This is a genomic window from Corynebacterium sp. LK31 (genome assembly GCF_014335015.1).
GTDB classification, from domain to species: Bacteria; Actinomycetota; Actinomycetes; order Mycobacteriales; family Mycobacteriaceae; genus Corynebacterium; species Corynebacterium jeikeium_D.
The window spans coordinates 571,735-585,150 of record NZ_PDGW01000011.1 but is presented as its reverse complement, the minus strand read 5'-3'; the positions used below and the strand labels follow the sequence as shown (position 1 = coordinate 585,150).

Sequence of the window (13,416 nt, the reverse complement as noted above, 5' to 3'; positions counted from 1 at the left end):
TTTATGCATCCAGGCGACCATGATTTTTGAAAGTCTTACCTAGTTGCGTAATTAATCTCCGCCATTGTGAAAAGTCGCTTGCGCTCGCGCCCGCGCAAGCGATATTCTGAAGTCCCGTGGTTACGAAATACATCATCGTTACAGGAGGCGTTGCCTCCTCCCTCGGCAAAGGCTTAACTGCGGCTTCGCTCGGCCGCCTGCTCACCTCGCGTGGTCTGAAAGTGACTATGCAGAAGCTCGATCCCTACCTCAATGTGGATCCGGGCACCATGAACCCCTTCCAGCACGGCGAGGTCTTCGTCACCGAAGACGGCGCTGAAACCGACCTGGACCTGGGGCATTACGAGCGTTTCCTCGATCGCAATCTCTCCGCCGGCGGTAACGTCACCACCGGCAAGGTCTATTCCTCGGTCATCGCCAAGGAGCGTCGCGGCGAATTCCTCGGCCAGACCGTACAGGTCATCCCGCACATCACCGACGAGATCAAATCCCGCATCGTCGCTATGGGCAATGCCGACGCAAACGGCGAAAAGCCCGACGTGGTCATCACCGAGATCGGCGGCACCGTCGGCGATATTGAATCGCAGCCCTTCCTGGAAGCCGCACGGCAAGTGCGTCACGACGTCGGCCGCGAGAACGTCTTCTACCTGCACGTGTCACTGGTTCCGTACCTCGGCCCCTCCAAGGAACTGAAGACCAAGCCTACCCAGCACTCGGTGGCTGAACTTCGCTCGATTGGTCTGGTTCCCGATGCCGTCGTTTTGCGATGCGACCGAGACGTCCCTGACTCCCTCAAGAACAAGATTGCGCTGATGTGTGACATCGACCGCGAGGGCGTGGTGTCCTGCCCGGATGCGCCGAGCATCTACGACATCCCGAAGGTCCTCTATGAAGAGCACCTGGACACCTTCATCATCCGCCGCCTGAACCTGCCGTTCCGCGACATGGATTGGGCAGTGTGGGGAGACCTGCTCGAACGCGTCCACAACCCGAAGGGCGAGGTCACGGTGGCGCTCGTCGGCAAGTACATTGACCTGCCGGACGCCTACCTGTCCGTCGCGGAAGCTGTGCGTGCCGCAGGTTTCGCCCACCGAGTGAAGGCGAACATCCGCTGGGTTGCCTCGGACGACTGCGAAACCCCCGAGGGGCTGAAGAAGAACATGGCCGGCGTTGACGCGATTGTCATCCCCGGCGGTTTCGGAGGACGCGGCATCGAAGGCAAGATTGCGACCATCCGCTACGCCAAGGAAACCGGCACGCCGCTGCTAGGAATCTGCCTGGGCATGCAGTGCGTCGTCATCGAGGCGGCGCGCACTGCGGGCGTTGAAGGTGCGTCGTCCACCGAGTTCGACGAGAACGCGGCCGAGCCGGTCATCGCCACGATGGAGGAACAGCTCCAGGCAGTCTCCGGTGAGGCTGACCTGGGCGGATCCATGCGCCTGGGGTCCTACCCGGCGAAGCTCGCCGAAGACTCCGTCGTCGCCGGCCTCTACGGCACCACCGATGTCACCGAGCGCCACCGCCACCGTTACGAGGTCAACAATGCCTACCGCAACCAGCTGTCAGAAGCCGGACTGGTCATCTCGGGCACCTCGCCGGACGGCAAGCTCGTCGAATTCGTCGAATACCCCACGGACGTGCACCCATACCTCGTGGCCACGCAGGCGCACCCGGAGCTGAAGTCACGCCCCACCCACGCCCATCCGCTTTTCGACGGCCTCATCGCCGCAGCCCTCAAGCGCAACTAGCCTCGGCGCCGCGCAGCCGAATCCGGCCCAGCTATTAGAGTGAAACTCATGGCGCATCAATTTGACGTTGTTGATTCCGAAATTGTTCTCGAGGCACCTATCATCGCGGTCCGCCGCGACCAGGTGCGAATGCCGGGTGGGAATGTGTCGGCCCGCGAGATTGTGGAGCACTTCGGCGCTGTCGCAGTCGTTGCCGCAGATGAGGATAACCGCCTCTACCTGCTGAATCAGTGGCGGCAGGCGGCAGGGAAGCGCCTGGTGGAGTTGCCGGCCGGGCTTCTCGATGTCGCGGACGAGGACCCGCTGGAGGCCGCCAAACGTGAGCTAGTAGAGGAAGCCGGGCTGGAGGCCGAGTCCTGGTCCCTGCTTACCGATATGTTCAGCTCACCCGGCTTCGCAGAGGAAGCGGTTCGGATCTATCTGGCCAGGGGGCTCCGTGCCGTCGATAAGCCGGAAGCCCACGATGAGGAAGCGGACATGACTGCGTCGTGGATTCCGGCCGAGGATGCGGTGGCGATGGCGCTGCGCGGAGAGATCCTCAACGGCATCGCGCTGTCCGGCATTCTGCTGGCGGCGGAGGTGCTGCTGAGGGGTGCCACGCCACGCTCGGTCGCGGAGCCGTTCGATATTCGACCGACGACTCTGGCTCAGCGTCGAACAGAGCAGCTCGGCGCCGGCGCGGACCTGAAACGTATCCGATGAGTTCGATCGATCCGCTTGTCGACGCCTTCGTCACCTACCTCGCGGTGGAAAAGGGCTTGTCGGCGAATACGCTCGCCAGTTATAAGCGCGACTTGGAGAAGTACCGCACCTATCTGCGGGAGATTGGGCGTACGCGATTGGCGCAGGTCACCGAGCAGGATGTGTCAGAGTTCCTGGCGTATCTGGCGCGGGGAGATAAGTCAGCGGGCAGGCCGGCGCTGGCCCCGACCTCGGTGACGCGTTCGCTGTCGGCCGTGCGGAGCTTCCATAAGTTCGCGGTGGGTGAGGGCGCGTTGGATGTGGATGTCGCCAAGCGGGTGTCGCCGCCGAAGCAGCCCTCGCGGTATCCGAAGGCACTCAGCATTGATGAGGTCACCCGGCTTATCGAGTCCATCCCCGACGATGAGACCGCCGACGTGACGGATTTGCGCAACCGTGCACTGGTGGAGTTTCTGTACTCGACAGGTGCGCGCGTTTCCGAGGTCACCGGCCTGGATATCGATGACGTGGACCGCGAAACCAACCTCGTGCTGCTGCGCGGTAAGGGCGGCAAGGAGCGCATCGTGCCCGTGGGATCGCCGGCCATGGCGGCGCTGGATGCGTGGCTGACGCGCGGGCGGCCGAGCTGGGTGCGGGCAAACTCTGGGCCGGCGCTGTTTATCAACTCGCTGGGGCGCAGGCTGTCTCGGCAGTCAGCGGGAAATACGCTGGCGGAGCTGGGCGAGCGCGCCGGGCTGAAGGTGAAGATTTCCCCGCACACCCTGCGCCACAGTTTCGGCACACACCTGATTGAGGGCGGTGCCGATGTGCGCGTTGTCCAAGAGCTGCTGGGGCACGCCTCGGTGACGACGACCCAGATTTACACCATGATTACCGCGGAGAATATGCGACGAGTCTGGGCGGGGGCTCACCCACGGGCTGAATACTCGCGGTAATATGTGGCGGTAATATATCGCGCAGTAGAATTGATGAGAAATCTTCAAGGAAGAGGGATTGACTGTGGCTGAAGAAGGGTTGTTTGAGGCCGATCGAGTTGAACTCGGTCTCACCGGTCGTCCGGCACGTGAACTGCCGGAACCCGCACCCCTGAACAGTCACGGCCCCGCAGTCATCCTGGCAATGTGTAACCAGAAGGGCGGCGTGGGTAAGACCACCTCGACTATTAACCTGGGTGCGGCGCTGGCAGAGTTCGGCCGTAAAGTCCTGCTCGTTGACTTGGACCCGCAAGGCGCACTATCCGCCGGTCTCGGTGTTCCCCATGAGGAACTCGACCTGACGGTCTACAACCTCATCGTCGACGACACCACCGATGTCCGCGATGCCATTCATCACACCAAGGTCTCCGGCCTGGACCTCGTTCCGGCCAACATCGACCTGTCGGCTGCGGAGATTCAGCTTGTCAACGAAGTCGGCCGCGAGCAGGCCCTCGGACGCGCGCTGCGCCCAGTGATGAATGACTACGACTTCATCATCATTGACTGCCAGCCGTCGCTGGGCCTGTTGACTGTCAATGCGCTGACTATCTCCGAGGGCGTCATCATCCCAATGGTGGCAGAGTACTTCTCCCTGCGCGGTCTGGCACTGCTCACCGACACGGTGGCCAAAGTCCGCGACCGCCTGAACTTCAACCTGGAAGTCTCCGGCATCCTGGTCACTATGTTCGACCGCCGCACGCGCCACGCCAAGGAAGTCATGGAACGCCTCATCGAGGTCTTCGGTGACAAGGTCTTCGACACGGTCATCACCCGAACCGTCCGCTTCCCGGAAACCTCCGTCGCTGGCGAGCCCATCACCACCTGGGCACCGAACACCCCAGCTGCGGCACAGTACCGCAACCTGGCCCGCGAGGTCATCGAGCGCAAAGGCCGCAAATAATAGGTGACTTCCCCGGATAGTTACACTCCCGAACCGTCGTCAAGCGAGGGCGTGCAGGAAGAAATCACCGGCTTCCGCGTCGCGCTCGCGAACTTCAACGGGCCCTTCGACCTGCTGCTGCAGCTCATCAGCAGCAAAAAGATGGACGTCACCGAAGTCGCGCTGGCGGCGGTGACGGACGAGTTCATCTCGTACACGCGCAGCCTCGACGCAGTCAGCGACCTCGACGAAATCACCGAATTCCTCGTCGTGGCAGCGACGCTGCTCGACCTCAAGACCGCACGACTTCTGCCGCGTGGCGACGTCGACAGCGAAGAAGACCTCGAACTGCTAGAAGCACGCGACCTGCTGTTCGCCCGACTGCTGCAGTACCAGGCGTATGGCAAGGTAGCCGACCAATTCGAGGAGTGGCAGAAGACCGCGCCGCGGCGCTATCCGCGAGCTGTGGGGCCGGACAAGCAGTTCGAGGAGCTGCTGCCGCCCGTGCGCCTGGGCATGTCGCTCGGGGAGTTCGCCGAGTTTGCGGCCGTCGTGATGCGGCCGAAGCCGCCGGAGGAAGTCGGCGTCGGGCACATCCACGGTGTGCCCGTGTCCGTGCCGGAGCAGGCGGGCAAAATTCTGGACTCGCTGCGGCTGGCCGGCGAGGGGACCTGGTTGACGTTTACGCAGCTGACCTCGGAGTGCCGCGTGTCCATGGAGGTTGTCGGGCGGTTCCTGGCGCTGCTGGAGCTCTACCGTGCCAAAGCGATTGGTGTGGAGCAGGAGGAGGCGCTGGAGGAAATCCACGTGGCCTGGACCGGGCTGGACGTGGACCCGGCCGTCGTGGCGGCGGCGAACTGGGAGTAGGTGGCTGGGGCTGGCTGTTGGGGCTGGCGTTGCGGCTTGGCTTGGTCGGGCTGGTGCTAACAGCTGATTAGCGCCCGGCCAATTAGCGCCCGGCGCGGGAGGTTGCGTAATCTGACCCGCATGAGCGAAACCAGTTCCGGACCATCCGAGCAGGCCGTGGAGCCCGCGTCTGCTTCTTCGGCTCAGTTGCCGCCCATTGACCCGTTGCGAGCAGGCGTTGAGTCGATTCTGCTGGTAGTCGATACGCCGGTGGCGGCGGAGGATATGGCGCGGGCGCTGGATGTTTCCGCAAGTGATGTCCGTGACGTGCTTCGCGAAATCGAGTACGAATACCGTGCACGTCGCAGCGGCATTGAGCTACGCGAAACGGATGAGGGCTGGCGGTTTTACACAGCTCCCGCCCACGCCAGCGCGGTCGAGCGATTCTTGCTGGATGGCTCGCAGTCGAAGCTCTCACGTGCAGCTATGGAGACGCTGGCAGTAGTGGCTTACCGACAGCCGGCCACGCGTGCGCAGGTCTCCGGTGTGCGTGGTGTCAATGTCGATGGGGTGATGCGCACGCTGGTCGCGCGCGGTCTGATTGCGGAATCCGGAGAGGACCCGGCAACCGGCGCGCATTTGTACGTTACGACGACGCTGTTCCTGGAGCTTTTGGGGATTGATTCGCTGGACCAGCTGCCTGATTTGGCTCCGCTGCTGCCTGAGGTCGACTTGATCGACGAGCCGTTGGACTAGGTGGGGTTCTGGGGCGGTTGGACAGGGGGGGGGCTAGCTGGGCCGCGGGCTGCGGGGCTCGCTCCATCGGCTAACCCACTTCACGACACGCGTGTCACCTCATGCCACCTCCACAGCTGCCACGAGGTGACATGGGTGTCGTGAAGTCGCATTTCGGGCTGGGTTTGCTGCTCGCCTCAGCTCACTGCGAGCCTTTGTACCCACCACACCCACCACACACCCACCACACGCCCTGTGGATAACTCCCGAAAACTGCAAACTATCCACAGTCGACGCCAAATTGACGCCTTCTGAGCCTCCGTGTGAGCCCAAAAATGAGAACGTAGCACTCACCAACACTCGCAAACACTCACAAACACACAAACCCACAAACACTCACACCCCGCCACCCACCCACCAGCAGTTGCCTGGACCTCAGGAGCGCAATCCGATGCCGCAGTGGAACTACGACGCCGACGACATCATCCGTACCGGCCAGCAGCGCGAATGCGCCCGCCCCAGCACATTCGCAATCTCCCGAATCGGCCAGCACTCCGACCGAGATCTCCTCCGGCGGGCCAAAAGCGGCAGCCTCCTGTGGCTCGCACACGGCGCGTACGTGCCTGTCGACAGGTGGCTCACCCTAAACAGCACCGAACGCTACGTCCTGGAAATCAAAGCGCTCGTCCATCGCGACACCGCCACCGTAGTCACCCGCGATGCCGCCGCTGCTCTCCACGGTTTACCTCTGCTCACACACAACACTCCCATCGCGATAGCCAACTCCGGCCGCACGCGCGGGCAATCGCGAAGCACGCCGAATGGCCCGTACCAGCCGCACAAACGCCTCATCCGCGTCTCCGGCCGGATTCTCCCCGAGGACATCGTAGAAATCGATGGCCGCCTCGTCACCGATGTCCCAAAGTCCGTCATCGACGTCTGCCGTTCCCGCACCCCGCACAATGCACCAGTGCTTGCCGACGCCGCCCTCCAGCGCCACACCGACACCGAGGAACTGTCGGCTACGTTGGCTGCATATCCGCGTGCTCCGGGAAATGCACAGGCCAGGAGATTGTTGGGGCAAGCGACAGCGTCGTCGGAAAGCATTGGGGAATCGCTCACTAAAGAAGCAATTGTCCAGGCGGGGCTAGCTGCTGTCGACGATTCTCGGGCTCCGTTGCTTCAGCAGGTTTCCTTTCGGGATGATCGTGGCTTCATCGCACGCGTGGACTTCTACCTGCCCGAACTTGGGCTGGTCGTCGAGTTCGACGGCCGTATGAAATACACCGATGGCGGGGTCGCGGACACGCAGGTGGCAATCGCAAAGGAGCTGGAGCGCGAAAAGCGCCTGAAGAATCTTGGACTGAATGTCATCCGGATCGTCTGGTCACAGCTTTTCGACGGCACCGCCGTAGCCACCTTGCGGCAAGCGGCCGCAGAAATCCGACGTCACCTGGCAAATGGTGGCAGTTGCTATCGCGGAAACTACGCCTTCGCGCGGCAGCCCATCACAATCACAGGTAAGGCGGCCGAGTTGGCCATGCGTCGCCGACGAGTGTGGAGCCAGGCGGGGCGGCTGTACTAGCTGGCTGGCTCATCGGGCCACCCCAACCTCACTTCACGACACAGGTGTCACCTCATGCCACCTCCACAGCTGCCACGAGGTGACATGGGTGTCGTAAAGTCGCTGAGACTGTCTGTAATCCTTGCGAGAAGCTCCACCACCAACCCCGAACGGCGTTCAAGTCTGGCGCTGTACAGGTATTATGCTTGAGTATCATGACAGCCTCGGAAACCGCCCAGCCGCACACCCCGCCGCCCGCCCAACCACCCGCCCAACCACACACCCGGCCAGCCATCGCCGACCTCGCCCAATTCGACGCCGACCACATCTGGCATCCATACGGCCCCATCCCGTCGCCGGTCGCGCCCAAGCTGGTCGAGTCCGCCGAGGGCGTGAACCTCCACCTCGCCGACGGCCGCACCCTCATCGACGGCATGAGCAGCTGGTGGGCCGCTTGCCACGGCCACTCGCACCCGAAGCTGGTCGCAGCCGCGAAGAAGCAGGCCACCACGATGTCGCATGTCATGTTCGGCGGACTCACGCACCGTCCGGCCATTGAGCTGGCGGAGAAGCTCCTAAAGCTCGCAGGCCCCGGCTTCGATGCCATTTTCTACTCCGACTCGGGTTCGGTCTCCGTCGAAGTGGCGATTAAAATGGCGCTGCAGTACCAGCAGGCCAAAGGCCATCCCGAGCGCACCCGCCTGGCCACTTGGCGCGGCGGCTATCACGGCGACACTCGCGCGCCCATGACCGTCTGCGACCCCGAGGGCGGCATGCATTCGCTGTGGACGGGGCAGTGGACTCCGCAGGTCTTCGCCGACAAACCACCCGCCCGCGGCGCAACCGAGGAGGAACGCGCACGCTATCTCGCGCACTTCGATTCGCTTATCGACGACTCCGTCGCCGGCATCATCATTGAACCGGTAGTCCAAGGCGCTGGTGGCATGCGGTTCCATGACCACGAGCTGCTTGTGGGGCTCCGGAAGCTGTGTGACAAGCACGGGATTCTGCTCATCGCGGATGAGATCGCCACCGGCTTCGGCCGGGCCGGTGACCTGTTCACGACGCAGGCGGCCGGGATTGTGCCGGATATTATGTGTGTCGGCAAGGCGCTGACCGGCGGCTTTATGAGCTTCGCAGCCACCCTCACCACCGCCGACGTGGCTCGCACCATTTCCAGTGGTGCAGGCGGAGGTATCATGCACGGCCCCACCTTCATGGGAAACCCCTTGGCCTGTGCGGTGGCCTGCGCGCAGCTCGACCTGATTGCAGAGGGGCAGTGGCGTGAGGATGTCCCGCGCATCGAGTCCCGACTTCGCAACCAGCTCCAGCCCCTAGCCAGCAGCGATGCTGTGGCCGACGTGCGTGTCCTTGGCGCAATCGGTGTCGTGGAGATGCAGCGTCCAGTGGACATGGGCCTGGCCACCGCAGCGGCCGTCGATGCCGGGGTGTGGCTGCGGCCATTCGGCAAATTGGTGTACACCATGCCGCCGTACATCAGCACCAATGACGAGGTCGACCGTATCTGCGAGGCCATCGCCGCCATCGTCGCCGCCGAGGAAGAACGCAAGTAGCGCAACCAAAAGGAGCACCAACCACCATGAGCATCGTCCTTGTCACCGGCACCGGTACCGATATTGGAAAGACCATCGGCACGGCAGCCCTGGCGGCGGCACTACGCGAAGAGGGCAGGCAGGTGCACGTCGTCAAGCCGATTCAGACCGGTTTCCCGGGCCCAAATGGCGGCGATTTGGACACTGTCGCAGAGCTGACGGGGATCGATAACCTGCATGGTTTCGAGCGTTACCCCGAGCCGATGGCGCCGTTGGCGGCGGCGCAGCGCGCGGGAATGCGCCTGCCGAACGCCACGGAGATCGCGGAGAAGATCAAGCTTATCGACGGGCCGAACCGCGTTGTCCTCGTGGAGGGCGCGGGCGGCTTGCTGGTGCGACTCGGCGAGGACTGGGCGCTGCCGGAGCTGGCGGGGTTGTTGCCGGGTAGTCAGATGGTGGTCGTGACGCGGTTGGACCTGGGGTGCCTGAACGAGGCGGAGCTCACCGTCGAGGTGGCGCGGGGCCGTGGGGTCAATGTCACGGCGCTGGTGGGCGGTTCGTTGCCGGCGGAGGTCGACCCGATCATTGAGACGAACCTGGAGGAACTGCCGCGCATCACCGGGGTGCCGCTGCTGGGGTCGGTGCAGGCGGGAGCTGGCGCGCTGGACCGGCAGGAGTTTGTGGCGAAAGCTACGCAGTGGCTGCCGGGCGTGCGAGAGTGGGCCGCAACGCTGTAAAAGGCGCTGTAGGTGGAGGCCGCGCGGGACATCGTTAAGCTGGCGTTTTGCGAAAAACGTGCTAAGGTGGCTAGACGACAAGGCGCGAGGCTTTCTCTGTAATTCTCTTTATTAACCTGCTTCCACCGGCCATTTTGGGCCCACGGGGGAGAGAACAGCGTCGCCTGGCGCTGACGTTCTAACAAACAGAACATTCTCCAACGCTTGAAAAGGATGTAGGTCAAGTGGCTAAACCCGCTCGCCGAGAAGGCACACCGGCACACAAGAACCGTAAGAATCAATCCAACCGCGCACACGGCTCCACTAACGCCCAGCGCAACCGCAGCCGTCGCGACAGCGGCGCGAAGGTGGAGACCTCCAACGTCCACGCGAAGGACATCTACGTATCCAATGCTCGCCCGGCGCGCCACCAGCACGTGGACTCCGACCGCCGCGGCTCGGGCAAGCGCGTGCACAGCGAAGCAGGCGAAGGCGTACGTCTGCAGAAGGTGCTTGCACAGGCAGGCGTGGCGTCGCGTCGTATGGCGGAAAAGCTTATCGACGAAGGCCGCGTCGAGGTCGATGGCAAGATTGTGACGCGACAGGGCGTGCGGGTGGACCCGAACACGTCTGTGATTCGCGTTGATGGTTCCCGCGTCATCGTCAATGAGGACATGCAGTACTTCGTCCTGAACAAGCCGCGTGGTGTGCAGTCGACCATGCACGATGACATGGGCCGCCCGTGTGTGGGCGACATCATCGGTGAGAAGATCAGCGCTGGTCAGCGACTCTTCCACGTGGGCCGCCTGGATGCGCCCACCGAGGGCCTGCTGCTGCTCACCAACGATGGTGAGCTGGCCAACCGTCTGATGCACCCGAGCTACGAGGTCACTAAGACCTACATGGCCACCGTTGTCGGCGAGGTCGATGCCAAGGTCATGCGCGAGCTGGAAAAGGGCATTGAGCTCGATGACGGCATCGCTAAGGCGGACATGGCGCAGATCATCGATGTCTGGCAGGGTCGCTCTATTGTCCGCATCGAGCTGCACGAGGGCCGCAAGCACATCGTCCGCCGGATGCTCAAGACTGCGGGCTTCCCGGTCGAGCGTCTGGTGCGCACTAAGATTCACACTGTTCAGCTGGGCGAGCAGACCCCGGGCGCTCTCCGCGCACTCAACCGCGCTGAGCTGACCTCCCTCTACAACGCGGTGGGGCTGTAAATGGCACTAGTGAAGAAGAACGAAGAAAACCAAGGAGCTGAAGGAGCCCACATGAGCGAGCAGAACACTGACGACATGCTGTTGGTTGCCATCGACGGCCCTTCCGGCACTGGCAAGTCGACTGTCTCCCGGATGGTCGCAACCGAGCTGGGTGCAAAGTACTTGGACACCGGCGCAATGTACCGCGTGGCCACCCTGTGGGTGCTGCGCCAGGGCATCGACCCGACTGATGAGGAAGCCGTGGCCAAGGCGACGGCCGCCCTGCCACTGGAAGTCTCCGATGACCCGAACTCCACTGCGGTCCTCCTCGACGGCGAGGATGTTTCCGGCGAGATTCGCGGCCCGGAGGTCACCCGCAACGTGTCGGCGGTCTCCGCGATTCCGGCCGTGCGCACCAACCTGGTCGCACTCCAGCGCTCGTTGGCCGCATCGGCTGTGCGCTGTGTGGTGGAAGGCCGCGATATCGGCACGGTCGTGCTCCCGGACGTTCCGGCGAAAATCTTCATGACCGCCTCCGCCGAAGTGCGCGCTCGCCGCCGCTACGACCAGGACATCGCTGCTGGTCGTGAGGCCGACTTCGACACCGTGCTTGCCGACGTCATCCGCCGCGACGAACTCGACAGCAACCGTGCGACCTCTCCGCTGAAGCCAGCCGAGGACGCATTCATTCTGGACACCTCTGAGATGGACATTGAAGAGGTCGTGGAAAACGTCCTCGATGTCGTTGAGGCCGGTTACCCGGGGTCCACCATGGACTGGGACGATGTCGACAACGAGGAGTTCGAGGAATCTTACGAGGGCTCTTACAACGACTCCGAGGACGACACCGCCGGACACCTGGTCGCAAACGTGGAGAGCGAAAACGCGCCGGGCACCGCAGGCAGCCACACCAGCGCAGACGAGTTCATCGACCGCACGATTGCCGACCACGAGACGATCATCTCCGAAGCCATCGAGCGCGCCGAAACCGGTCAGATCGACGACGATGCCGACTGGGAAGAACTGGAAAACGCCTTCGCAGCGCTTGGCGTCAGCGACGAGGAGGAAGAAGCTCTTCCGACCGTGGCCATTGTGGGACGACCGAATGTTGGTAAGTCCACCATGGTTAACAGGTTCATTGGCCGTCGTGAAGCAGTTGTCGAAGACTTCCCGGGCGTGACCCGCGACCGCATCTCCTACCTGGGTGAATGGGGCGGACGTCGCTTCTGGGTGCAGGACACCGGCGGCTGGGACCCGGACGCCAAGGGTATGCATGCGGCGATTGCTCGTCAGGCGGAGACCGCCATGGAGACCGCCGATGTGATTGTCATGGTCGTCGACACCACCGTCGGCATCACCGCCACGGAAGAGGTCATGGCCCGCCGCCTGCAGCGCGCGGAGCAGCCGGTTATTCTCGCCGCCAACAAGTTTGAGTCGGATTCGCAGCTTGGCGACGTCGCGGAGTTCTGGGCCCTCGGGCTCGGCGAGCCGCACCCAACCTCGGCCCTTCACGGTCGTGGCAATGCCGACGTAATGGACGAAGTGGTGTCCTCCTTCCCGGAGGTGCCGCGTGCGAAGTCGCTGCCGACCGGGCCGCGCCGCGTGGCGCTGGTGGGCAAGCCGAATGTGGGCAAGTCTTCGCTGCTGAACAAGCTCTCCGGTGAAGATCGCGCAGTGGTCAGCGACGTGGCCGGTACCACGGTTGACCCGGTGGACTCGCTGGTGCAGATGGACGAGGCGCTGTGGCGCTTCGTCGATACCGCTGGTATTCGCAAGAAGACCAAGACCGCCAAGGGCCACGAGTTCTACGCCTCGCTGCGTACTCGTTCGACGATTGACAACGCCGAGGTCGTGATTTTCCTGGTCGATGCCTCCGAGCAGATTACCGAGCAGGACCAGCGCGTGCTGCGCATGATTCTCGACTCCGGTCGCGCACTTGTGGTGGCCTACAACAAGTGGGACCTCATGGATGAGGACCGCCGCGACCTGCTCGAGCGCGAGATTGAAGAGCAGCTTTCGCACGTCCCGTGGGCTCGGCGGGTGAACATCTCCGCCAAGACCGGGCGTGCTGTGCAGAAGCTGGAGCCGGCAATGCTGGAGGCCGTGGAGTCGTGGGATAAGCGTATCTCCACTGGTCGCCTGAACACCTGGTTGCGCGCGATCATGCAGCAGAACCCGCCACCGCTGCGTGGTGGCCGCCAGCCGCGCGTGCTGTTTGCCACCCAGGCATCCTCGCGTCCGCCGGTGATTGTGCTGTTCACGACCGGCTTCCTGGAGCACGGCTACCGTCGCTTCCTGGAGCGCAAGCTGCGTGAAGAGTTCGGCTTCGAGGGCTCGCCGGTGCGCATCGCGGTCCGTGTCCGCGAGAAGAAGAAGCGCCGGTAGGAAGCTGTTAGGAAGCGCGGCTGGGACGTGCTTTTAAGCCCTGCTAGTCGCTCGAACTGAGCTGAGAAAAGCCCAAAATGTGATTTAGGCAATTGCATTTTGGGCTTTTCGTTG

Annotated in this window: 11 protein-coding genes; all 11 read left to right on the top strand. The window is 63.1% G+C overall.

Annotated features, from left to right (window positions below):
- The first annotated feature begins 116 nt into the window (after window positions 1–116).
- The 11 genes from CRD18_RS04875 to der all read left to right on the top strand — a co-directional run bounded on the left by CRD18_RS04875 (window position 117) and on the right by der (window position 13,302).
- Window positions 117–1,748, top strand: coding sequence for a CTP synthase (locus CRD18_RS04875; RefSeq protein WP_187406537.1), 1,632 nt, complete (start codon window positions 117–119; stop codon window positions 1,746–1,748).
- Window positions 1,749–1,796: 48 nt separating this feature from the next.
- A complete protein-coding gene (locus CRD18_RS04870) occupies window positions 1,797–2,450 on the top strand; it encodes an NUDIX hydrolase (protein ID WP_070653019.1) in 654 nt (217 codons plus the stop codon).
- Window positions 2,447–3,385: a site-specific tyrosine recombinase XerD gene (locus tag CRD18_RS04865; RefSeq protein ID WP_187406536.1), complete on the top strand. Its 939-nt coding sequence runs from the start codon at window positions 2,447–2,449 to the stop codon at window positions 3,383–3,385. The genes CRD18_RS04870 and CRD18_RS04865 overlap by 4 nt, the downstream gene beginning before the upstream one ends.
- Window positions 3,386–3,449: 64 nt before the next feature.
- A complete protein-coding gene (locus tag CRD18_RS04860) occupies window positions 3,450–4,325 on the top strand; it encodes a ParA family protein (protein WP_049189940.1) in 876 nt (291 codons plus the stop codon).
- Between the two features lie 3 nt (window positions 4,326–4,328).
- A complete protein-coding gene (locus tag CRD18_RS04855; protein WP_187271199.1) occupies window positions 4,329–5,171 on the top strand; it encodes a ScpA family protein in 843 nt (280 codons plus the stop codon).
- A gap of 120 nt (window positions 5,172–5,291) precedes the next feature.
- On the top strand, window positions 5,292–5,906 hold the full coding sequence (scpB, locus tag CRD18_RS04850) for an SMC-Scp complex subunit ScpB (RefSeq protein WP_049170455.1): 615 nt from the start codon (window positions 5,292–5,294) through the stop codon (window positions 5,904–5,906).
- A gap of 430 nt (window positions 5,907–6,336) precedes the next feature.
- Window positions 6,337–7,470 carry a hypothetical protein gene (locus tag CRD18_RS04845; RefSeq protein WP_187406535.1) on the top strand — a complete coding sequence of 378 codons (1,134 nt, stop codon included), beginning with the start codon at window positions 6,337–6,339 and terminating at the stop codon, window positions 7,468–7,470.
- A 194-nt stretch (window positions 7,471–7,664) separates the two neighbouring features.
- A complete protein-coding gene (locus CRD18_RS04840) occupies window positions 7,665–9,023 on the top strand; it encodes an adenosylmethionine--8-amino-7-oxononanoate transaminase (RefSeq protein WP_222865656.1) in 1,359 nt (452 codons plus the stop codon).
- Window positions 9,024–9,049: 26 nt separating this feature from the next.
- Entirely contained in the window at window positions 9,050–9,739 is a 690-nt protein-coding gene (bioD, locus tag CRD18_RS04835) for a dethiobiotin synthase (RefSeq protein ID WP_147719023.1), read from the top strand.
- A 347-nt stretch (window positions 9,740–10,086) separates the two neighbouring features.
- Window positions 10,087–10,938, top strand: a complete 852-nt coding sequence (locus CRD18_RS04830; RefSeq protein ID WP_042389329.1) for a pseudouridine synthase — start codon at window positions 10,087–10,089, stop codon at window positions 10,936–10,938.
- Window positions 10,939–10,989: 51 nt separating this feature from the next.
- The gene (gene der / locus CRD18_RS04825) at window positions 10,990–13,302 is read left to right on the top strand and encodes a bifunctional cytidylate kinase/GTPase Der (RefSeq protein WP_187406533.1); all 2,313 of its coding nucleotides are present in this window, start codon (window positions 10,990–10,992) and stop codon (window positions 13,300–13,302) included.
- Window positions 13,303–13,416: the final 114 nt, after the last annotated feature.